The organism is Mesobacillus selenatarsenatis SF-1 (assembly GCF_000813125.1).
Classification (GTDB): Bacteria; Bacillota; Bacilli; order Bacillales; family Cytobacillaceae; genus Mesobacillus; species Mesobacillus selenatarsenatis.
This window is the reverse complement of the sequence record NZ_BASE01000136.1, coordinates 18,213-40,761: the sequence shown is the minus strand read 5'-3', so window position 1 is coordinate 40,761 and position 22,549 is coordinate 18,213. Positions and strand designations below refer to the sequence as shown.

General features: G+C 41.4%; 25 protein-coding genes. 10 read left to right on the top strand and 15 right to left on the bottom strand.

The window, feature by feature from the left end:
• Nucleotides 1-22: 22 nt before the first annotated feature.
• From TY49_RS23340 to TY49_RS23305, 8 genes are all read right to left on the bottom strand, one after another.
• Nucleotides 23-721 carry a SurA N-terminal domain-containing protein gene (locus TY49_RS23340; protein WP_041968277.1) on the bottom strand — a complete coding sequence of 233 codons (699 nt, stop codon included), beginning with the start codon at nt 719-721 and terminating at the stop codon, nt 23-25.
• A gap of 118 nt (nt 722-839) precedes the next feature.
• On the bottom strand, nt 840-1,343 hold the full coding sequence (locus TY49_RS23335; protein ID WP_041968276.1) for a GNAT family N-acetyltransferase: 504 nt from the start codon (nt 1,341-1,343) through the stop codon (nt 840-842).
• 48 nt (nt 1,344-1,391) lie between these two features.
• Nucleotides 1,392-1,769 carry a hotdog domain-containing protein gene (locus tag TY49_RS23330; protein ID WP_041968275.1) on the bottom strand — a complete coding sequence of 126 codons (378 nt, stop codon included), beginning with the start codon at nt 1,767-1,769 and terminating at the stop codon, nt 1,392-1,394.
• An 82-nt stretch (nt 1,770-1,851) separates the two neighbouring features.
• Nucleotides 1,852-2,160, bottom strand: a complete 309-nt coding sequence (locus TY49_RS23325; RefSeq protein ID WP_052442279.1) for a hypothetical protein — start codon at nt 2,158-2,160, stop codon at nt 1,852-1,854.
• 92 nt (nt 2,161-2,252) lie between these two features.
• Nucleotides 2,253-3,260: an HAAS signaling domain-containing protein gene (locus TY49_RS23320; protein WP_041968274.1), complete on the bottom strand. Its 1,008-nt coding sequence runs from the start codon at nt 3,258-3,260 to the stop codon at nt 2,253-2,255.
• Nucleotides 3,247-3,606 carry a PadR family transcriptional regulator gene (locus TY49_RS23315; RefSeq protein ID WP_041968273.1) on the bottom strand — a complete coding sequence of 120 codons (360 nt, stop codon included), beginning with the start codon at nt 3,604-3,606 and terminating at the stop codon, nt 3,247-3,249. The genes TY49_RS23320 and TY49_RS23315 overlap by 14 nt, the downstream gene beginning before the upstream one ends.
• A 211-nt stretch (nt 3,607-3,817) precedes the next feature.
• Nucleotides 3,818-4,099, bottom strand: coding sequence for a hypothetical protein (locus TY49_RS23310; protein WP_156972760.1), 282 nt, complete (start codon nt 4,097-4,099; stop codon nt 3,818-3,820).
• A 115-nt stretch (nt 4,100-4,214) separates the two neighbouring features.
• Nucleotides 4,215-4,928: a toast rack family protein gene (locus TY49_RS23305; RefSeq protein ID WP_041968271.1), complete on the bottom strand. Its 714-nt coding sequence runs from the start codon at nt 4,926-4,928 to the stop codon at nt 4,215-4,217.
• 298 nt (nt 4,929-5,226) lie between these two features.
• Here TY49_RS23305 and TY49_RS23300 point away from each other — a divergent pair, with 298 nt between their 5' ends.
• From TY49_RS23300 to TY49_RS23290, 3 genes are all read left to right on the top strand, one after another.
• Complete coding sequence (locus tag TY49_RS23300) at nt 5,227-5,949, top strand: TspO/MBR family protein (RefSeq protein WP_041968270.1); 723 nt, start codon at nt 5,227-5,229, stop codon at nt 5,947-5,949.
• A 326-nt stretch (nt 5,950-6,275) separates the two neighbouring features.
• Nucleotides 6,276-7,409, top strand: a complete 1,134-nt coding sequence (locus TY49_RS23295) for a YibE/F family protein (protein ID WP_232310518.1) — start codon at nt 6,276-6,278, stop codon at nt 7,407-7,409.
• Nucleotides 7,406-8,161, top strand: a complete 756-nt coding sequence (locus tag TY49_RS23290) for a YibE/F family protein (protein WP_041968268.1) — start codon at nt 7,406-7,408, stop codon at nt 8,159-8,161. The genes TY49_RS23295 and TY49_RS23290 overlap by 4 nt, the downstream gene beginning before the upstream one ends.
• Nucleotides 8,162-8,202: 41 nt before the next feature.
• On the opposite strand, the gene TY49_RS23285 is transcribed toward TY49_RS23290, so the two are convergent.
• Nucleotides 8,203-8,448, bottom strand: a complete 246-nt coding sequence (locus TY49_RS23285; protein ID WP_041968267.1) for a YuzF family protein — start codon at nt 8,446-8,448, stop codon at nt 8,203-8,205.
• A 213-nt stretch (nt 8,449-8,661) separates the two neighbouring features.
• Between TY49_RS23285 and TY49_RS23280 the strand changes: the two genes are divergently transcribed.
• Nucleotides 8,662-9,192, top strand: a complete 531-nt coding sequence (locus TY49_RS23280; RefSeq protein ID WP_232310516.1) for a GNAT family N-acetyltransferase — start codon at nt 8,662-8,664, stop codon at nt 9,190-9,192.
• 599 nt (nt 9,193-9,791) lie between these two features.
• Nucleotides 9,792-11,675, top strand: a complete 1,884-nt coding sequence (locus TY49_RS23275) for a M48 family metallopeptidase (protein WP_041968265.1) — start codon at nt 9,792-9,794, stop codon at nt 11,673-11,675.
• Between the two features lie 116 nt (nt 11,676-11,791).
• Here TY49_RS23275 and TY49_RS23270 read toward each other — a convergent pair whose 3' ends face one another.
• The gene (locus tag TY49_RS23270; protein ID WP_439646193.1) at nt 11,792-12,967 is read right to left on the bottom strand and encodes a translocation protein TolB; all 1,176 of its coding nucleotides are present in this window, start codon (nt 12,965-12,967) and stop codon (nt 11,792-11,794) included.
• 218 nt (nt 12,968-13,185) lie between these two features.
• On the opposite strand from TY49_RS23270, the gene TY49_RS23265 reads away from it, so the two are divergent.
• Together TY49_RS23265 and TY49_RS23255 are read left to right on the top strand one after the other, a co-directional pair.
• Nucleotides 13,186-14,070: a carbohydrate kinase family protein gene (locus TY49_RS23265; protein ID WP_052442278.1), complete on the top strand. Its 885-nt coding sequence runs from the start codon at nt 13,186-13,188 to the stop codon at nt 14,068-14,070.
• Nucleotides 14,071-15,044: 974 nt separating this feature from the next.
• Nucleotides 15,045-15,440, top strand: coding sequence for a VOC family protein (locus TY49_RS23255; protein WP_041968262.1), 396 nt, complete (start codon nt 15,045-15,047; stop codon nt 15,438-15,440).
• A 124-nt stretch (nt 15,441-15,564) separates the two neighbouring features.
• On the opposite strand, the gene TY49_RS23250 is transcribed toward TY49_RS23255, so the two are convergent.
• The 3 genes from TY49_RS23250 to TY49_RS23240 all read right to left on the bottom strand — a co-directional run bounded on the left by TY49_RS23250 (nt 15,565) and on the right by TY49_RS23240 (nt 18,547).
• Nucleotides 15,565-16,116, bottom strand: a complete 552-nt coding sequence (locus TY49_RS23250) for a hypothetical protein (RefSeq protein WP_041968261.1) — start codon at nt 16,114-16,116, stop codon at nt 15,565-15,567.
• 48 nt (nt 16,117-16,164) lie between these two features.
• A complete protein-coding gene (locus TY49_RS23245) occupies nt 16,165-18,219 on the bottom strand; it encodes a DUF4179 domain-containing protein (RefSeq protein ID WP_041968260.1) in 2,055 nt (684 codons plus the stop codon).
• 124 nt (nt 18,220-18,343) lie between these two features.
• Nucleotides 18,344-18,547: a hypothetical protein gene (locus TY49_RS23240; protein ID WP_041968259.1), complete on the bottom strand. Its 204-nt coding sequence runs from the start codon at nt 18,545-18,547 to the stop codon at nt 18,344-18,346.
• Between the two features lie 271 nt (nt 18,548-18,818).
• On the opposite strand from TY49_RS23240, the gene TY49_RS23235 reads away from it, so the two are divergent.
• The 3 genes from TY49_RS23235 (at nt 18,819) to TY49_RS23225 (ending at nt 21,498) form a co-directional block, all read left to right on the top strand.
• Nucleotides 18,819-20,045, top strand: coding sequence for an NAD(P)/FAD-dependent oxidoreductase (locus TY49_RS23235; RefSeq protein WP_041968258.1), 1,227 nt, complete (start codon nt 18,819-18,821; stop codon nt 20,043-20,045).
• Between the two features lie 162 nt (nt 20,046-20,207).
• Complete coding sequence (locus TY49_RS23230) at nt 20,208-20,552, top strand: PadR family transcriptional regulator (RefSeq protein ID WP_041968257.1); 345 nt, start codon at nt 20,208-20,210, stop codon at nt 20,550-20,552.
• 178 nt (nt 20,553-20,730) lie between these two features.
• The gene (locus TY49_RS23225; protein WP_041968256.1) at nt 20,731-21,498 is read left to right on the top strand and encodes a DUF1129 family protein; all 768 of its coding nucleotides are present in this window, start codon (nt 20,731-20,733) and stop codon (nt 21,496-21,498) included.
• A gap of 45 nt (nt 21,499-21,543) precedes the next feature.
• Here TY49_RS23225 and TY49_RS23220 read toward each other — a convergent pair whose 3' ends face one another.
• Together TY49_RS23220 and TY49_RS24440 are read right to left on the bottom strand one after the other, a co-directional pair.
• Nucleotides 21,544-21,807, bottom strand: coding sequence for a hypothetical protein (locus tag TY49_RS23220; RefSeq protein ID WP_041968255.1), 264 nt, complete (start codon nt 21,805-21,807; stop codon nt 21,544-21,546).
• A 447-nt stretch (nt 21,808-22,254) separates the two neighbouring features.
• Nucleotides 22,255-22,452, bottom strand: a complete 198-nt coding sequence (locus TY49_RS24440) for a hypothetical protein (RefSeq protein ID WP_198135678.1) — start codon at nt 22,450-22,452, stop codon at nt 22,255-22,257.
• Nucleotides 22,453-22,549: the final 97 nt, after the last annotated feature.

Here is a 22,549-nt window from a genome sequence, read left to right as displayed (position 1 = left end):
TTATCCGCCGTGCGAACTCTTCCTATGCCTCAATGATTTTAATTTTATCTTCATTATCTTTGCGGAGGTCTTCTACCAGCTTGCTGATTTTCTCATTTTCTTTTTCTGAGAGAACTTGTTGCTCGAGCTGTGGTTTTACCTTCTCAAGATCTTCCGGCTTTTGTTCTTGCATTTCGGCCATCTGTTTATATTGATCATACATGGCCTGGATTTCTTCGTCGGTTGCTTCTAGCTTTCCGATCTTGCCGTCCAGATATTTATTGACCGTCATTTGCTTTTTAAGCTGGGCCTTAAGCTCTTTTTCAGTCATTTCGTTCTTCTTTAGTGTGTCTTCGAACTGTTTTTCATCTTCAAAGTTGGTTTTGATCTTTTCCAACTCTGTATCGACTTCTTTATCTTCAATCGAGATGCCGTCCTTCTCAGCTTTCTGGAGAAGCAGCTCTGCATTGATCATTTGATCCAGAACCGACTTTTCCAGTCCTTCCTTCTGCTTATCGTCCATCTGATCCACCGGCATGCCCTGTTGTTCGTAAGTTGCTTTCAGGACGTCCAGCTCTTTCTCATAATCCTTTTTTGAAATCCCTTTTCCATCTACTGTAGCAACCATATCTTCTTTATTTTCTTTCTCAGTATTCCCTTTTGAGCTATCATTGCTGCATGCGCCAAGCACAAGGACAGCCACGCTCAATAAAAGAATTCCTGTTAAAATGCGCTTTATCATAAAAAAATAATCCCCTTTCACTTAACTTGTCCGTCATATTATCACATTCTTCGGATTAAAAGGGAAGTTTTTAAGGAATTGTTATCAGATTGAAATATAATAAGTAAAAAATCAATATTTATTGGTCGCCCACTAACCTACTTCTTCTTTCCAACAGAATCGTATCACGCCATACCCCATCCATTTTTCCTATACGCTCCCTCCGTCCCATTTCTCTGAAGCCATGCTTTTTATGTAATCTAATACTGCCTGTGTTTTCTGGAAAAATGCTAGATTGTAATGTCCAAAAGCCATTCTGCTCACTTAATTCAATCAAGGATTTTAAAAGCAAGCTGCCAATCCCTTTTCCATTATGTTTTGGACTGACATACACACTGACTTCTCCAACACCCGCATATACACTCCTGGTTGATACAGGACTTAACGCAGCCCAGCCCACAACTTCCTCTTCTATACGCGCGACAATCCTACATTCTGCATTATGACCGGAATCCCATTCTTCCCAGGAGGGAGCTTCTTTTTGGAAAGTTGCATGTCCGGTAGCGATCCCTTCGAGGTAGATTGCTCGTACCGCTTCCCAATCATCTGAGTGCATTTTCTCTATTTTAATAGAACCTTCCATCTTGTCCACCTTGTCTTTCTTGTTAAAAGTAAGAATAAATTGTAAGACTTATAGAATCACTCCAGAAAACTCCCCAGTCAGCACTTCTTTTTTATTCTGATTGGTGCAAATAAAGGTCGCCCTAATGGCCGTTCGATTCTTTTCCTGTTTTTCGTATTTTTCAATTTTTACCTCACAAATGATGGTATCACCTGTAAAAACAGGTCGCAGGAACTCGTAGGTCATATTCCGGGCGAGCACATTGTGGTCTCCGCCTACTTTAGTCGGCAGCGTGGCTGTCAACAACCCCTGGACAACAAGCCTGCCCTGTTCATCCGGCGTTAAATGATGGATTCCCTCGTCACCGGATATCTCTGTAAATATTTCTACATCCCTGACTGTAAAAGTCCGTTCAAACGTTATGATATCTCCAGCATGTAATGGCATTGTCCTCTCCTCCTGTATGTTCAATTCCTTACTTGATTAGATACAACAAAAAAGGCGCAAATCCTCCCAGGATCACGCCGGTTTACTGATCTCTATCATCAGTGAATATTTTGAGTCCCCCGAAGATAAACACGATTGGAATGACCACTAATACTAATCGAAGGACATAGATTTCCAAGATGAGACTCACGACAGCAAAAGGGATGGCAATCATCGAAGCAATCGATACGAACCTTGTATAACGGACAGCTTTGCTTGATATTTCCGGTTCCTCTTTATACATCCAGCGGCTCCCAAACAAGATACTTTCTTCAGGTTCATAATAAGTCCAAATCAACAAGGCATAGATCGGAACCATAATAACCATGGTAAAAAAAATCGTTGCAGCCACAATGCACCTCCCAGAGAATTCAGCGTTGGACCCTATCTAATGTTACGCTTTTACTCTGAAAAGGTTTCATTTTAAGAAGCAACGTCCCCGCTTCATTTCAAATATGCTTTATAAAATCCGGATATTGTATCGATGATCAAAACAATCGTAAACACAATGACGACCCATGCTTTGGATTGCATCCATATGGTTTTTATCAACTCGTACGTATCCTGGTTTAAATTGGCTTGGCTCACCTGGTTCAACTCTTGCATAAAGTTGGGGTTCCAAATGGCCTGGTCTTTAAATAAGTATGCTACAAGTATCAAGGTGACTGCATTCAAAATCAAATTATACAATGCTAGTTTTTTCGTCCATTTTCCGGTGATCAGCTTTAGTCCTTCTTTTAAAATCCCAATCACCGTGATGACATAAATGATGTTGATGAATTGTTCTATGCGCTCTCTATTTAGAAACGGAATAACGTTTACTAGTTCGCCATCATCAAACATCATGACTCCAAATACGTGGTTGGAAGAGTAGAGGAAGACAAGGAATAGGATTGAAAAAACAATTCCAGTGATTGCTTCGCCACGTTTAATCTGTTTTTTCTGATCAGGAACCGGTGGAAGATCTGACAGTGACCATTTTTCACTTTCTTCAGCGATTCCTGCTTTTGGTGCGACCCCTTTATATTGAGCAATCGCAAATCCGACTGTTATCCAAACGAACGCCTGCATGCTGGCGCTGACGACTGACGTAACATATCCGAAAATATGTTCAACTACTGAGCGTGGTTCAATCATGGATTCAATCATGAACACGACACTCATGGCGACCAGTAAAGCAAAGAAGACAATCTTCAGTACAGTTATATAGGGATGAAAGAGTTCTGGTCCGATCAAATACCTTTTTGACCCGCGGTACTTTTCAGCTAAGTCCTTCGGGTTTCCCAGCTCAAGCAGGACACTTTCCACATCCTCTTGGGAAGTAGGACGGCCATTTGTCCTTTCCCCAAGCATATCTTCAATCAAGCCCCTCAATTCCAACGCGATATCGGCTCTTTGAGACTGCGGAAGCCTGTGGGTTACAGCATAAATATACTTTTCAATCATCTCCATGTTCAGTTCCTCCCCCATTAATCAGCCCCTCCATACTTGAGGCCATCTTCTTCCATTCATCCAGCAGCTTTATATAAACGTCTTTTCCAAGAGCACTCAGCAAGTAAAATTTCCGGGGACGCGCTTCATTTGTATCCCATTCACTAATCAGCAATCCCTGCTTTTCCAGCCTTCTAAGCAATGGATATAAAGTTCCTGCCTCCACTTGAACCCCTTTTTCCGCCAGTATTGTTACGAGTGAATATCCATACTGAGGTTTTTCAAGTTGGCTCAATACAGCAATCGTAATCGTACCCCTGCGCAATTCCTGTAGCAATTTATCGACCATTTCATTCACATTGCTCATTGTATCAACTCCTATCTTCAGTATAGTGTATGACGTACAGTATTGTAAATGATACATTATTATTTTTAAAAATATAACCAGTAGATTTTTCTTAATCAAACGTTTGATTAAAAAGGATTGAGACCTTACCAATCCTGACTTTTATAAAAAAAACGCCCAGAGCCCGAAAGCCCTGAACGTTAATATTTATTCGTTGTCTCGCCAGAACAAATCAAATAAAAAAGCCGCTAATAACTGTATAAGTAATAATCCCCAGGAAAAGTATTGGCGGCAATGCACTGATGATCAACCCAAACTTCGCACCCTTTTTGGTGAAAGAAAGAACAGCACCAACTAGCCATATTAAAATAAACACAAGGAATCCAGGGTCAACAAAATAGGCATCAACAAAGTTTTCCCCAATTGCCCCTGCTGCCATGAAAATACTGATTGGTATCGTGATAATCCCCATCATAACTATATGTATGATTCTAAATACCTTAAATCGCAACATTATCCCTCCTCACATAAATTTTACCATAAAAATCCAAAACAATGACAAAGGGACGGATCCGCAGTCACATAATTCTTTACGAATTATGAAACGCTGACCGTCCCTTTTAAGCAATTTATTTTTCCGTTTTAAATGTTACTTCGCCCACACCTAAGTCTGCATCTAAGTCAATTTTCACTTTTGCATCTTCGTAGGCTTCATTTACATACACGCCGTCTCCTTTTGAAATTAAGTTTTCAAAGGATGAGGAGCCTATGCCTTTTTGTGCATGTACTCTTACCCCTGTATCTTTTGGAAGGATCACGGTCATCTTACCTACTCCCGATGAAATACGGACATCAAAGCTTTCTTGCCAATCTCCTCCGAGATCCACGGTTATATCACCAACACCTGCGTTCACTTCAAGATTGGAAAGTTGAATTCCATTCAAGTCCAGATCGGTGTCTGATGCTCCTGCATTTACGATAAGGTCCACCGGAATATCTTCGTTGATTTTCAGGTCCCATTCATTCTTCATCTTCCCGAATTTAAAATGGTCTGGCTGAGCAATCTCCACTTTGCCGACTTTCCCGTTCAGATCATACGAGACTTCAGGTTTCATTTTTTCAGGTTCATAGATCGCTTTACCATTCACCCATTCCTCTGCACCGCCCGCAACATCCATTTTCCCGGCACCAAAATTCAAAACAACCTCAAGCTCTTTTGCTACATCCTTTTCAACAACGATCTCACCATCACTTTCGTTATTAGCCATAATCGTGTTATTACATCCTGATAGTATTAAAACAGCCGATAATGCCGCCAAACCAAAACCGAGCACTTTTTTCATTTTATTTCGCCTCCAATTGATTATAGATTAATCATAAGGCACTTCCCCGCTTCCTTTAACCGGCTGTGGCTTTAACTTATAATCAGTCTTGAGACTTATATATGGAATATAATGGGGCAAGGGGGTGGTTCTTAATAACCCTTCCAAACCCAGCATCATATTAAATAGAAGGTATGAGGGCTTCCTTAACCAAACACATCAAAATGTTTATCTCCTGCCCAAGTGGCTAAATGTAGTTATGCACTTTTGTGAAGAGGAATAATATGAATAAACTACTAATATGAAGGATGGGATAAGAATGGGACGTTTTTTCTTGAATCTGATTGCCACGATGCTCGTGGTGCTGGTTAATGCGCTTGCGAATATCCTTCCGATCAACGGGCAGACGACGGGGGAAATTTCAAATAGACTGGATGTGTTGTTTACTCCCGCTGGATATGTTTTTGGGATATGGGGATTGATTTATTTCTTATTGTTTATTTGGACAATCAGGCAGTTTCCCGCTTCAAGGAGGAATTTGCCGGTTTATCAAAAGGCCACTCCGCTATATGTACTAAGCTCTGTCCTTAATATCGCCTGGATCCTTTTATGGCATTACGAGTTTTTCCTGCTTACGGTAATTGTGATGATTGGTTTGCTGTTGACCCTCATCAGGCTTTATCATCTCATCAAAAATGAAGACCCTTCATTGTGGGATCTTCTTCCATTCTCTGTCTACCTCGGCTGGATCAGCGTCGCCACCATTGCCAATATCAGCTATTACTTGAAGGATATCAGTTGGAATGGATTCGGTCTTTCGGATGTCGCCTGGACACTGATCATGCTCGTGGTCGCCACACTCCTGGCTGTTTATTTTCACCGAAAAAATGAGGATCGTATATATCCGCTCGTATTCGTCTGGGCCTTTATCGGAATCGGCGTGAAAAACGCTGCCTCCCACCCAACAGTCAGCACGACTGCCTATGTCCTGTCCGCAATCATTTTGGTCCTGATTTTTTTCAGGCTGTTTAGGAAGCACTGACTTCGGACAGCTCTTATGTCCAATTGGGGAATCCGAAAGCAATACTTATGGCAATAGCACCAGCACATCGAAAATTGCTGAGGATTTCTTTTTTTCTTTCCTTATCAAGTTTAATTGTTGAAGCCGGATATGCTCGTAAAATCTGGCAGCCCTTGTTCTGTTTGACTTACCAAAATCATTACTGATAAGATAACTTTGACTGATCACATGTGATTATAATGCCATGACTATTGGCGACATAATCAATCGATCAATAAACCGTAATCTCACCAATGCACATCTTCAGTCAACGAAGGTGTTTTTTATTTTTCCAACCGCGGAGGCCTATCTTGAATCCATTCAGCAAGCTACTTATAAAGAAGCAATTGCTTTTCCTATCCCTTTTTGTCCTATTCATTGTGGCGACCATTGTCTTTGTCCATAACAATCATTTCCTGTACGATCGCACGATTGTGAAAGTACTGGAGACAGAAGTCGTTGAAAAGACAGAAGTGATACATCCACTCGATAATATAGACCATCTATACACTCAGCAGTTAACTGCCGAAATAAAAAATGGCGAAGAGAAGGGCAAGCTCATTCATCTGGTGAATGAATTCTCTACTTCCAAAGCGTATGACCATGAATTCGAAGTTGGGGACGAACTATTCGTCGATATTGATTCGACCAGAGCGGATACAGGAGAATTACAGGGTACCATCAAAGACGTGAAACGAGATAAATACCTTATGTATGTGGCATGGGTGTTTGTTCTTGTGTTATTGATTGTCGGCAGGAAGCAAGGGCTGCTGTCTATTGTCAGCCTAGTCATCAATGCCCTTTTGCTTTCCTTTGCTTTGGATGTGTATCTAAATAACGCTAACTGGAGCCTATTAATGATCTGCAGTATCGCTGCAGTTCTTTTTACCGTAATTTCTTTATTGCTCGTGAATGGCTTTAATGAAAAAACTTATGCTGCCATCATCGCAACGCTCCTGGGGACTTTCGCCTCCCTGTTCATCGTCTGGGTGGTCCTATGGGCTACCTCGGAAAAAGGGCTGCGCTACGAAGAACTGCAATTTATAACCCGGCCGTATCATGTGGTGTTTCTCGCAGGATTGTTCCTTGGATCCCTTGGAGCTATCATGGATGTCGCGATTACGATGTCTTCTTCTATGTTCCATATGTTCGAAAAGAACAATAACATACCCGTTAAGGCGCTTATCAAATCGGGTATGGAAATCGGCAAAGACATCATGGGAACGATGACGAATATTCTGTTCTTCGTCTATGTCAGCGGTTCGATCCCAATACTGATCCTTTATTTTAAAAATGGCTCTCCATTGGGCTTTGCTCTTTCCATGAACCTTTCGCTGGAAATGGCCCGGGCATTGGCAGGCGGGATTGGAATCGTTTTGACCATCCCAATCGGCCTCTATGTTACGATTTTTTTCATCAATAGAAAGAGGACAAGATTATGAATGCTTTAGTTGTGTTGGCTGCTATTTTATTCATCTTAATGGGCCTGATTGGAAGAGGCAAAGGCATTCGGTCTTTTTTAGCAATCTTCTTCAATTTCATCGTGATTTTCATCGCCATTATTTTCATGAACGACCCAAATGCAAATCCGATTATTATTACGCTGGTTGCCTGTATTTTCATCAGCGTCATCAACCTGTTCTACATTAACGAAGTGAACAGTACAACAAAGACTGCTTTCATTTCAACTTTGATTTCAACGATTGTTCTGCTTTTGTTTATTTTTATCATTGCGGATCGGGCAAGAATCCAGGGCTTTGGTGAAGAAGAAATCCAGGAGCTTGGCATGTTTTCCCTTCATATTGGCGTCGACTTCGTTAAAATTGCCGTATCGGTCATCATCATGAGCACGATTGGCGCGATCACGGATGCGGCGATTGCGATTTCCTCCCCGATGCGCGAGATTCATTATCATAACCGGGATATCACCAGACAGGATCTATTTAAATCAGGGCTAAGCATCGGCAGAGATATATTAGGAACGAGCACCAATACGTTATTTTTCGCCTTCTTCGGAAGTTATCTCGCCCTGCTGATCTGGTTCAAAGACCTGTCCTATTCAGCAGGAGAAATCATCAATTCGAAAATCTTCAGCGCAGAGATGATCACCATCCTCTGTGCCGGCATTGGCGTAACACTTGTGATCCCGATTACTTCTTGGATCACAGCCTATTTTTTAGTTGCCAGAAAGTGAAGCAAAGGGTGCTCCCTTTGCTTCTTTTTTACAAAATAACTTTAATTCTCCGGCATGATCCAAACGATTTCGCGTATCCTTACAAAAAATGCGGAGTCATGCTCCTTTATCACCACATGGTCTGGCTTTGCATCCATAACTATTCCGCTGACTGAACCACGTGTTGTATCAAGTACCACTCTTTTTCCGATAAGATTATGAAGAGCTGCATATACATACGGCTCAACCACCACCACATTCATTGGTCCGCTTTGTGTTCCCTGTGAATACATTCCATTGCGCATCATCTTGTTCCTTCTCCCTCCAGGCAGGTCACCATTTTTTCATGTTCATTCTATGACCAGCAAGCTCGGCTTGTTCCCTCCGGCCAACAGCTCGGGAGACACTTGGATCTCTTGGGAGATGAAATTGGATCAGCAAATGGAAGCTGTTTTTTGGTTATCAAGCATTGATGGATTGAGATATAATTCCATTAAGAACCCTGTTAGAAAGGAAGTTGGATGATGCCAATCCGTTATGAGCTTGTTCCCGATGATCAGATTAGCCTGGTAAAAGATCTTTGCAATGAGTTGATGATCTATCAAAAATCACTAGCCACTTTTCGCCCGGAGCTCTTTGATGGCATGAGTTTTGAAACCAGAATGGTCCCCTCTGTTAAGAACGCTAAAGCGAATCATATCATTGCCGCGATGGATAGCGATGAGATTGTCGGATACGTGTATAGCAATGTTTCGCCAAAAGAAGTTTATTCAAGTGCTTTTGCTACTTTCTTTGATATGGATTCCGTAAAAGGAAATGATGTCGGCTGCCTTTCGCAGTTTTATATAAAAGAAGGATACCGCAGCATGGGGATTGGGTCGGTACTGTATGACGAATCAAAGAAATGGCTTGATTCCTTTGACGGCATTCATGACCAGTTCATCTATGTATCCAACGGGAATGATGCCGCCCTGAACTTTTACAAAAGTAAGGGCTTTAAAGTAAGCCATCAAATTCTGGATGGATTCATTACCGTTCTTAGAAATACATAAACGAAAGATACCAGTATCCTTATGTGATGACATACAACTGCATAAGGGTATCTTTCTTCGCTTTTCGTACCCTTATGTGATGAAAAACGGCTGCATAAGGGTATCTTTCTTCGGTTTTCGTATCCTTATGTGATGACATACAACTGCATAAGGGTATCTTTCTTCGGTTTTCGTACCCTTATGTGATGAAAAACGGCTGCATAAGGGTATCTTTCTTCGGTTTTCGTACCCTTATGTGATGACAAACGGCTGCATAAGGGTATCTTTCTTCAGTTATCGTACCCTTATGCGGGCTCATACAGCTGCATAAGGGTATCTTTCTTAGATAATCGTACCCTTATGTGGGCCCAAACAGTTACATAAGGGTATCTTTCTTAGATAATCGTACCCTTATGCGATGAAAAACAGCTGTATAATGGTCGCTTATTGTACCTTCGAATAATCCCCAAGTTCCTATTGAAAATTAACTTCATTAATCACGAAAATCAGTTTAATTTCTTTAATAGCAAAATCTTTCTTTTTTCCAATAAAAAACATCTATTAGCAATTACTTCCTCCCTGATATAATACTATCGACAACTTATTAAAGGGGAATGAGAATGACAGTTCAAGAGTTTGAAACGTTGGTGAACAAGCTTGAAAAGCAGGCATCTGCCAACCCTAAGCTTTACAGATTCAAGGTCATTATGCTTACTGGACTTGGTTTTGGTTATGTTGCATTATTTTTGTCATTGTTTTTATTTTTGATGGCCATTTCAATTGTGATGATTGCTGATGGGAATTTTACCTTTGGCAATGTGAAAGTTCTGCTTTTGACAGGAACCTTGTCATTCTTCATTATCAAGGCCCTGATTGTGAAGATGGAAATGCCTGATGGGTATTACCTGCAAAGGGAGGAAGCTCCTAAGTTATTTGAAATGATTGATACTTTGCGCCTTAGATTGAATACACCACAAATCGATGCGATTGTCCTGGATAGTGAATTTAATGCATCAGTCGCACAAATTTCAGCATATGGGATGTTCGGAAAAAAGCGGAACGTTCTGGTAATCGGAATCCCGCTTCTATCAACACTTTCCCAGGAACAATTTACGGCAGTCCTTGCCCATGAGCTTGCTCATATCTCTAATTCTGACACTGCTCTTGGCGCGAAAATATACCGTCTGAGAATGAGCTGGGGACGTCTATTGCATTCATTGGAGGAAAACGAACAATTCGGCACTTTCATTTTCAAAAAGTTCTTCCAGTGGTTTTATCCAAGGTTTGATGCCTATACATTTGCGATGGCCAGGCAGGAAGAATACGATGCAGACCGTTCTGCAGCCTTAACAACATCCTCGCCAGCAATGGGCGAAGCCTTGACTGTGATCTCTGTGGCAGCTCCCTATTACTACCGGGATTTCTACAGCGAGCTGTTTGAAGAATGTGCAAAGACCAACAGTGTCCCTCAGCCATATTCGAATTTTACTGAGAAGTTCCAGTCAATTAGTGATCAAAAAGCAACTGAATATTTCAATGAACAGCTAGCTGAGGAAAGTTATATGACGGATACTCATCCATGTTTAAAGGACAGACTTTCTGCTCTGGGTATAGAAGCCGAATTGCCTAAAAAAGCCCAGGAAACTGCGCTAGATTATTTCTTTGCATTCCCAGGTCGAGTGATCAGTGACTTTAATAAAATGTGGGTCGACTACAATCAGGATAACTGGAGAGAAGAAATTGAAAACTTTAATGAATCAAAGCAGCGATTCGAGGAGTTATCCAACAAACAAGTTGCCAACCTTGAAGAACTGTTGGAAAAAGCCTATTTGACAGTCGAATTCAATAGTCTGGAAGCAGCTATACCGTTGTATGAGGAGATTGCTGAAAAGCATTCTGAAGATCAACGAACCGCGGGGGCACTGTTAACATTGGGAGAGCACTATCTGGAATCTAGGGACACCGCGGACAAAGGAGTACAATTGATCCACCTTGCTATGTCTTATGACTGGGACTTGCGTCTGCCTGCGCTTGACTTATTGTGCGGATACTATTACGAAACCGAACAAACCGAGTTATTTGAAAATACGAGAGATGAACTGGAGAAGTGGGAAGAAAACGTGGAAGCTTCCAATGAGGAGTGCGATTTTATTCAGCCAGCAGACCACTTTATCACTCATGACAAAGAAAGCAGCGAGATACTTGCAGGCATAAACCAGCTTGCACAGTACAGGGAAATTACAAATGCTTATCTCGTACGAAAGCAACTCACTTCGATTCCAGAGCGTAAACAGTATGTATTGGGACTCGACCTGTCACTTCCGAAAAGTACAGATTTAGATGAAGCTGAAGAGGCTTTGTATGAAAAATATATCAATAATCTCGGAGAGTTTGAGGATACTTGTGTCATTATTCTTAATGACAAGAAGGATTTGCGAAAAAGCTTGCTAAGCGTAGGAAATTCTTTGATTTATACTGTATCTGATAAAGAACAAGCATCTTGATTACTGAAGCGGCGAAGTACTTCGCTGCTTTTTTGTGTAGAGGGAACTCCGCACTAACAATAAGGACTTGTCTCCGATTCCCTTTAGCAGTGGAATTGAAGACAAGTTCGTCCCTATCATTGCTTTTCTTTTACAGTAAAAAACACCGGAGCAGAATCAACATTCTTAATCCATTTATACTCATCCCCACTCAAGCCTTCCTTCACCCATACATCGCCCTGGGTATCATTTGGATCCTTCCGAAACCACCCAAGATGATGGCCAGCCACTTGTGGATCTAAATCAAGTTCATTCTTCTTCGGAAAAGTGATTTGTTTTTGCTCCTCTGTTTTAATATTGACTGAAAAGAGTGCCGTGTACATCATGGGGACTGGCCCTTCTGTCCATTCCTTGTTTTCTTTTGCACGGGCAACAATTACTTGTTCCTGTGAGTACCATTCCAAATCAAGGTCTACGAAACCCATTGGTGTGTATTCCTTCTGTTCCTTAAAAATTGGGATGTCAGCAATTTTGGTTTTCTTGTTTTCAACGAAAAACCTTCCTTCACCTGAGATATAGGCCAGCTGGTTTGATGAAGGAGCCCACTTGAACCAGTCTTCGTACCCGAGCATTTTGCCTACTGCCTGGAATTGTTCCCCTTGATTTGACAGGACACATAAAGTTTGGCTATCCATCGACCAGGAAGCCGTAGGAATCAGAATGAAACTGACCCATTTCCCATCCTGGCTCCACTTAAAATAGTCAGCATCAATACCAAACAAGTCTGGTTCATGTGTTTGGATCGTATAGAATTTCTGCATTTTTTCCTTTGCAAGATTCGCATTGACCGGAACCTTATAAAGCGGGATTGGTCCCCATCCGGTAGGACGCAAACTGGATTGAGAGGAAACGATGAATTCTTTGCCATTTGGAAACCATTCGAATCCACTTACTCCCAGTGCAACATTCTCGAAACCTTGCGGGCGGCCATCCTTCACTTTTGTCACGTTCAGTAATCCATGATCACTGTAGGCTAATTGATTTTTTACCGGTGACCATTTGAAGTCAGAGGTCTCAACCCTTACATAAGGCTGGTAGCTTTCTTTTGCCTTCGTATCATAAATGAATAAATCCGATTTTTCTCCTTGTTCATCTCCATCGATATAGGCAAGGAAACGTCCATCATATGACCATTTCGGAGAATACACATACCGCCCCTTTGTAATTTGAGTTTCCTGTTCCCCTGTTTTGATCCATAGCTGATGATCACGGATAAACGCAGCCGTGAGCGGGGCTTCTGCACTTACTGCCATTGATAAAAGAAAATTAATGAGAATTAGCAGTACAATCAATCGAAACTTCAAAAAACATCCCTCCTGGTTGTAGGATGTCCTGATGTTTATTGAAGATTCCTGTTTTGCAGTTTCGGGTTTCTACCCAAGGATGTATCCCCCTGCTTCCCAAGCATCTGAAATAACTGATAAAATATTCGTAAATGTCAGTTCTTTACATGGACGAAAGGAGCTCCATATTGAAAAAGCTAGGTATTATATCACTAGGTGAAGCAATAGTTGACTATATTGCATTAGATTCATCAAATTCAACATATGAACGATTATTAGGGGGAGCTACTGTTAATGTAGCAGTTGGGGTTAGCAGACATGGCATTCCCTCGTCATACTTATGCAAATTGGGAATGGATGAAACAAGTAAATTTGTAGAGGAAGCGTTAACGAAGGAAAATATTGATCTTTCCTTTTGTTCCTATCATTCAGATAAAAGAATCTGCTCGGTTTACATTCACTTGAATCAGCATGGAGAACGCTATTTTCATGCGTACGTTAACGAAACTCCTGATGAGTGGATTACCTCGGAAGAACTTGATAAAAAGCTGTTTAAGAATAGTAAAATCTTTTACTTTGGGTCCGGCACTCTTTTTCATCCAATCGCAAGAAATACAACTGAGCAGGCACTTCAACATGCCAAAGAAGAAAAAATGCTAATAGCCTTTGATGCGAATATCAGGCTGAAACGATGGGAAAGCGAGAATCAGTGCCGAGAAACAATCCTATCTTTTGTTAAACAGGCAGATATCGTAAAAATGACTGAAGATGAATTGCTGTTTTTAACGGAAAATAAAGGTTTGGAACACCTAACAAAAATGGAGATTCCTTTCCTTTTTATCACAAAAGGAAAAGAAGGCGCATACGCCGTTCATAATAATAGGATGAGCCACGTCCCCGGAATTCCGGTTGTAGCAGTGGACACAACAGGTGCCGGCGACGCATTCATGGCTGCCCTCTTATCCTGTTTTCACGACAGAGGGATTCCTAAAAACGAAGCTGAATTGATGGATTATACTGAGTTTGCCAATAAGGCCGGGGCGAGATCAGCCACTAAGTTGGGAGCTTTATAAAAGACAAAGGGACGGTTTTCCCGTCCCAAAACCTACTATTGCTTGGACACCCAGTTTCCTCTTATCGGAACTGGAAAAAATCATCGAAAATTTCCAAGTCGCCAATAAAAATTGATTTTCGCCAATATCCATCGCATTATCGCCAATAAAATTAGATTATCGCCAATAAATCTTGAAAATCGCCAATAAAAATTTGAAATCGCCAATAAACAATGAATGTAGGTAGATTTCTCACCGGAATTAACTTCTTTCAAATTACAGATTTAATTATATTTAAATATATCGGCCACATTTTGCAATATATTGGCGGATTTTCAATTTTATCGACCACTTTTCGCAATATATCGACCAACTCAAGGGTGGAAATTAAAAACCCTGAATCAAAACTGTTCATTTGAATTAAAAATACGTTACCTGACAAATTCTTTTAAAAAATAGTCCGTTAGAATACGAAATTGAAACACTTCAATTCTCTTTCACCCATTTAAATAGAGAAATATAATCAGAAAGATAATTAGTCCAATCATGAAGACTGACCCAAGACTCGCACTATACACTACATAAACTTTTGTGTGGAGGATAACATGAACAATTAGAACTATAAGCAAACAAACGAGCAAAAAGATGAATAATTGTAAATTCTTATTCCTATTCAAAAGATCAGCACCTTATAGTTCCAAATTCGTATGGCAGTTGTTGTCCAAATCCATTTATTCTTTATATATTTTAGATTTACAAGTTTTATTCACGATTTCCTTCTACACCTTCCCTGCCGAAAAAACAAGGGCTGGGCGCAGTATATTTGTACGGCGCAGCAAATGCCCATGTCCTCCAACAAAGGGTAATCTCCAGCACTTAGCATTTATGTATAAATCATCAATTTAATACCATAATGGAGAAGGAGTGCCCAACAGTTATGTAGAAAATACATCAAGAAGATGTGTTTACTATGTTTTTATAATCAGGAGGTAATCATGGGTAGATTAATACATTTCGAAATACATGTAGATAACATGGACCGCGCTAAAAGTTTTTATGGTGAAGTATTTGGATGGGCATTTGAGGATTATAGCGAATTTGCTGGTATGCCTTATTTTGGAGCAGTGACTGGCGGTGAAGATGAGCCTGGAATTAACGGTGCTTTAATGCAAAGACAAGGTCCTCCTCCGGAATCAAACCAGGCTTTAAATGGTTATGCATGTACAATGGGAGTAGAAGATTACGATGCGGCTGAAACAAAAATTCTTGATAATGGCGGCGTAGTGGCATTGCCAAAATATGCTCTGCCTGGCATGGCGTGGCAGGGATATTATAAAGATACAGAAGGAAATATATTCGGCATTCATCAGCCCGATGTAAATGCAAAATAGAGTACTTCCGAAAAGAAAAGGCACTTTATTCGTGACTTTTCTTTTTTCTATATTTTTAGAAGAACCCGCAACACCAATAAAATAAGGGATATCAAATCATTGCGGTTTGATATCCCTTTTTATATCATCCAATTCTAGTGGCTTTGTCCTTTTTCGGCCAAATGAAGTAGCTCGCTGTTATCGCGGTATCAATGGCGAGAACAAATCCCCACGTTTTTAAGACAGCGAAAAGGCTCTCTGTCCTTGCAGGGTCTTTGATCAGGAAAATGATCATCCCGAGCATGCTGCCGCCAATCAGGAATGCTGCGTAATGGCGAAGAAGGTTCTTCCTTTCATTCTGTGAGAATTCCCTTCCCCTCAAACGTTCAGGCTTTTCTCCTTTCCTCAAAATATAATAACGGAAACGTGAATCCGCCCAGCTGATCATACTTTTTCCATAGGCAACCGAAACGCCTATATAAATGGCCGCGATCCCGTGTGCAATGGTAGCCGTTTCTCCGCGGTACAGATCATAACTAGTAAGAGCCAGCAACAGCAGATCAATCACCGGTGTCAAAGCAAAGAAAAAGATGCTGAGCTTGTTTTTCTTAAAAATATACCGGGTTGTCAGTCCAACAATAATAACAACCCAAAACGCAATTTCACAGGCAACAATCATCCAGGCAATAAAATTCAAAGATAATCCTCCTTATTTAACTAGACAGAAATGGCGGTTCTCCTGTCCTCACTCGTCCTGAGATACCAAAACCGCCCCCAGATCCCAAGCTTCATCCAGGTATTTCAGGGTGTTATAACCGGTGATCTGGAGTTTCATGGATTTACCGTCAATGCCTTCTAATCTCATGGATTGCTCTGTGACGAAATGGCGTGGCTGCTCCAATTTTTCATAGTCGATCGGCCCTTTCTGGGGATCATATTCAACACCGTTTTTATCTACCAGCACTCCTTTTGAATCAAAATGGGTCATGTTAGGCTGTTGACCGTTTTCGTCCACAAAATCAATGTGCAGTGATTCATATCCCTGACTTTCCAGATCATCATTGCGTATAATCACCTCGGTAGCCTGACCGGCTTCGATCATATCAATCCAAAGGGTACTGCCTGCATACTCAATCGTCTGCGGGAATGTCTGATTTCCGCTAAGTTCGATGCTTTTATGATCTACAATGGATAGATAGATCGAGTTTAATTGTGCTCTGAAATCTTTGACTTTTTCACCATAAAGCGGGTCAAATTGAGCCTGGAAACCCGTCCAGGCACCGTCCATCTGTAAATCCGTAAAGTGGCCGCCATATCGGTCCACATTCACTTTTTTATCATTCACTTCAAGTGATTTGAATTCGAGAAAATCGATTCGCTTCTCCAGCTTTTCTGTGTTGATGCCAAATTGTAAAAGAGTTGCGGTCGGAGCAACAATCAATTTTTCCAGCCTGATAGCGATCCCCTCGAGTTCTCTTTGTTCATTGATTTCGTATTCATTGGAAGGCTGTTTGGTTACCGGGAACTCGAAGCTCCATTTTCCTGTTTTATAGTCACCGGAAGTAAAACCAGATGACAGGGAAGCATTGTCTGCCAATCTCTGAATTCTATCGATCCTCAATTTGATGACCGCCTGCTCCTCATCAAGCGGCTTTAGGGCGACCTTTCCGTAAAAAACATTCTTCTCTTTTTTGTTCATCTTCGCCTCAACATCAGGAATCGAATAACGCGGATAGGTATCGAGTTTCATAATGCTATATTCGTTCAAGACGGTAAGTCCATCGTCAAAATTCATAAAATATTGCTTGTCTTCCTTCATATCATGAATTTCATAGAAAACAAGCGTCTGTAGATCATCTGCCACCACGCCCTTGATCTTCACCTTCAATCCGTCGCTTTCCGCTTCCAGGTTCAGCCTCTGGCCAAAGCCCTCCTTGAGGAAGGCGCGTAGATGCACGTCATCTTCCGTCCATGCATAATAGACCTTTGGAAACGCACCAGTAATGAAGCCAATCGCCATGATGATGGCCAAAGCACTCGCAAAACCAAGTGCCCATTTTTTGCATACCTTAACCTTACGCTGTCTATGTTCCTTCTGATCTGCCAGTCTCTTTTTGACATTTTCCATTAATTGAGGATCCAAGCTCGGATCATTTTCCCCATCAATTTCATTCAATCTTGTCATTGCGACTTCCTGGAAGCTCGCCAAATCCTCCTGACAATCCCTACAATTGTAAAGATGCATCTCAAACTCAATCTTTGCCGAACGTTCCATCGCTTTTTCCAGGTAATCGATATAATGCTTCTGGAATTGCTCACAGCCATGATAGTTAGAACCATACAATTTTCCTCTTACGGACTGAATCCCTGAGAACAGCAATCCCTTCACTTTTTCTACCGAAACATCGAGAATTTGCCCAGTTTCCTCCAAAGTAAAACCTGTTACATATGTAAGAACCAGTGCTTCCTTTTCCAGTTGATTCATCCCTGCAAACACTTTCGGGTCTGGATTCATTTCCTCTGAGTCTTGCAAACTTGAAAGCTCGCGGATGTTTTGAATAAAAATCGAAGTGACCCACATTTTGAATGATAGATTCCCTTTATATCGAGGCAATTCCTTATGTACCTTTTGAATCGACCTGTAAAAAAGCTCCTCCATCTGCTGCTGATTTTGCACAAAATGCCAGCCAAGTTGATAAAAATATTCCTCATACCCATCAAACCAATCCACGACAGACTGTATGCCATTCTCTTGAATTGCCGTAATCGAAATTGGCTCCATTTTTTCCAGGATCATCATTGACTTCCCCCCTTGGACAAAGGGCCGTTCACCCAACGCCCAGACTTCCAACCGCTCTATTTCTGCGACACCAGAGTCATCTAAACTATAAGAATAATCAGTTATTTCTTACCAGACAAACACATTAAGAGCAGCAGGCCACTGCTTTCTTCAAATCCTTCTCGCGGACCCAGATTTCGCCTTCTCTGATTTCATATTTTATCCCCGCTTCATCCAGACGCTGGGTTTGGTTATCCGTACTGTCTGTCCAGTGGGTATACGATTCAGTCTGATTACAAGCTGTTAGTGTGATCACTATAAAAAAGCTTAAGGCTAATTTTTTATTCAAGACAACCACCTCTAACTTCAACGATACCACAAAATGGTAGACAGAGACATAGGAACTATACGGCTATTCCCTAAAAAAACACACCACTTTCATTGTCATAAAAAGAATCGGCATCTTAAAGCGGAGTGGCTTATCATATAATCCTGTCTGCTTTTACACCATGGTATAGGTGATTCTGCAGTACCAGGCCGTTCATTGGTGGATACCTTGAATGAATGTCATAGCTTATCGTGGAAATACTATCGATATCTCTATGAGCAGGGGGAAACACATGAATATAATGTCTGGTACATATTATTGGCCCGCCACTTTCCCTTCTCCCCCCTCCTATCCACAACTGGAAGTGAATTTGGAATGCGATGTCCTAATCGTTGGAGGAGGTAGTTCAGGTGCGCAGTGTGCTTACTACCTTGCGGATTCTGGATTGAAAGTGGCAGTCATTGAAAAAGGGAAGATTGGCAGCGGCAGCACAAGTTCGAATACGGCACTCATACAGTATTCAGGGGAGAAGATGTTCACTAACCTGGTTAACACCTTTGGAAAAATGTATATTTCAATGCATTTGGAACTCTTGCAGGAAGCCATCAATGAAATAGAAGCAGCATGCAGAACGGTTGACCTCAACTGCGAATTCCAACGAAGAGACTCCCTATATTCTGCAAGCTGCAGTGAAGATGTTGAATCGCTGAGAAAAGAATACGACTTTTTAAAAGAGCAAGGCCTGAAGGTAGACTTTCTCAGCAAAGAAAAAATCGAGGAGAAGTATCCGTTCAGCCGCGAAGCCGCCATCTATTCCTATGGTGATGGCGAGATGAACCCATTCAAGTTCACCCATGCGTTGATAGACTACGCCGCTAAAAAAGGCGTACAAATCTTCGAAAACACCGAGATGAATGGACACCATGTTGATCCGCAAACAGGGCGGGTGATTCTTTCCGCCAAAGGCGGCCTATCCATTTCCGCAGGCAAAGTCATATTTGCATGTGGCTATGAGGGAATCGACTTAAAAAAAGAAAAACAGGTTTCTTTCGTAAGTACGTATACCGTCACGACAAAGCCTGTTGCTGACCTGACGTTCTGGTACAACCAGACGCTTTTATGGGAAACGGCAAGGCCCTATCTATATATGCGGACGACCGCTGATAACCGGATCATCATAGGCGGCCTTGATGACAACACTCCCTATCCTGAAGACCGGGACAGCAAGCTCGTCCATAAACGCGACAAACTGATTGAAGAATTCAACAAGATGTTCCCTTCCATCCAGGTGGAACCTGAATATTATTTAACTGCATTTTACGGCGGGACGACGGACGGCCTCCCGATCATCGGGAAGTATGAAGAATATCCAAACAGCTACTTCCTCATGGGCTTCGGCGACAATGGCACCGTCTACAGCCAGATGCTCTCGAAAATCATCGCTGAAGAAATCAGAACCGGGAACAGTCCCGACCTAGAGCTGTATTTAAACGACAGGCCGCTAGTTGCGAAAAAATAATCCGAAAGACGCCTTTCCAGTATGAGGCGTCTTTCGGATTTCTTCCTTAACCCTTGCATTACAAGATAGCGTATTGTATAGTGAAGATATATCTTGTAATGCAAGGTACTGCTCATCACATCAAATACCTTGCATTACAAGCTACTGAAAGGAGCCCATTCCATGGCTGATACGACGCAAATGCTTAAAGGGATACTTGATGGATGCCTTTTGTCCATCATCAAAGAGGGCGAAATTTATGGGTATGAGTTGGCTGCTAAATTAGAGTCTTACGGCTTTCACTCTTTTAGCGAAGGAACAATTTACCCTCTGCTGCTGCGGATGCAGAAAGAGGGTCTGGTAAGCACAACCTTAAGGAAATCCACTGCCGGACCGAAACGGAAATATTATTCATTGACGGAAAAAGGCGAGCAGGAATTGGAACAATTCATCATCCGATGGACGCAGCTGAGCTCCTCGGTGAACAATGTTTTAAATAAAGGCTGTTTTCGTAATGATTGTTGTTAAATCTAAAGCCGAATTTAAAGTTCAATAAAGCTATTTTGTAGGTCGGTATAAGTTGGCATGCTCTTTTCTCATAACAGGAGTCTACTTAGCCAAGAAGCATAGTTCATTCACTTCTATATTGTAGTCAATAGCAACAAAGTTTGAGAAAAGAGCCTAAATAAAAGGGGGAACTGACAGGATGGTATCAAAACGAGCGGAACAGTTTTTAGTGGAACTGCGTATGTACTTGATCTCAAAAGGGAAAAACGACCAGGAAATCAATGAAATTACCGAAGAGCTTGAGGACCATTTGACAGAGGCGGAAGCGGCTGGCAAAGATGTCAGCCATATCATCGGGGACAGCCCGAAAAATTATATGAAAAGCATCGGGGAATCCATGAAGACCGATTATCGCCAGCTGGCAGGTTTGGTTCCACTGATGATTCTGCTGCTGACAGCTTACCTGAGCATCGGCCCTGCAATTGAAGGAACTTTTTCTGTATCCCAGGGGACCATATGGTTTGCGCTTGTCATCAGCTCCATTAGCATCCTGGTATACGGCTTATTCTTATTCAAAGTAATGCCGAAATTCTTTCAATCTAAATGGAATTATGTTTTATTTACCGTAACCTTTCTGGCTGTAACCGGATTAATGATAGCATTCATGTTTTGGTACAAATCACAGGAATTCGAAGTCGTTTTCGTAGCAACACCAGCGCAAAACAACCTGATCATTGTCCTATGTGCCGTCATTTTCATTGGTGCTGCTCTCTACACCAAAACCTGGTTCACCGTACTGATTCCTTTATTTCTCTCCATGGGCCCTATTGCAACAAGATTCGTACCAGAAGAGGCAAACAATGACCCGCTGTACATCACGATCACCATCCTGGCCTTTTTGCTTGCATCAGCTGTAGCAATCGCCATCTTTATTTTTCAGAGCAAGAAAGATCAAAAAAAGATTTAAAGTCTAAAAAAGGAGCTCAACTATTTGAACTCCTTTTGTTTACTATCAAACCTCGTGATCAGGATAGATCAATTCATTGTCTATAAAGATTCTGCACTCTACCGTTATCGCACCGCCGAGACTCACCTTGATATTCTGGTGTGCACCTTCATTATTTGTGATTACGCCTCTCAAAGTGGCTCGATCAAAGGCAAACCCAAGATTCTGATCTTGTAATTTGCCGTCTACAAATAGCTTTTCCCCATTAAACCAGGTATTCTCCACAATAATATGATGGCCTCTGTATGTAGTTTCAAATACTTTTTTCATTCTCCATCCTCCTATCCCTTGTTAAATATACGGATAGTAGCACTGGAAGTTCCATGTCTATCTGAACTGGAAAAAATCAGCGAAAATTTCCAAGTCGCCAATAAAAATTGATTTTCGCCAATAACCAGCTCATTATCGCCAATAAAATCAAATTATCGCCAATAAATCTTGAAAATCGCCAATATAAATAGATTTTCGCCAATAAATAAAGAAGGCGGGTAGATTTCGGTTAAAATCCATAATCAAAACCGCTCATTTTAAGTAAAATTACGTTGCCTGACGAATTTTTATCAAAAAATACGTTAAAAAATCGAAATTGCCTAGGATTGAGGACCAGACGTAATGAATTAGCGACTATGAACTAATATTTATAATGATTCGAGAGAGACCGTTCTTCTGACCCATCAATTAAGGGACATGAGACTCCCCATGTCCCACACTTACTGCTTAATCAGGCTGTACAACATTATCAATCTCCGACCAATCAAATGTTCCTTCGCGGATTTTTTCACGACGGTCTTTTGTAATGATATCAGTTGGGCGGCCGCCTTTTGGCCAGTCTGTTTCATGTCCTCCCCATACTGAGCGCTCATGGGACAAGATATAGGCTGCGAGATCCGCCGCTTCCTGATCTGTTAAAGTCACTCCGTTTGGCGGCTTACTATTGGGTGTAATCACAACGTGGCAGAAACATGGAAAACAAGAATTCACATGATGTTAACAACAAAAAAGCTCAAATTTT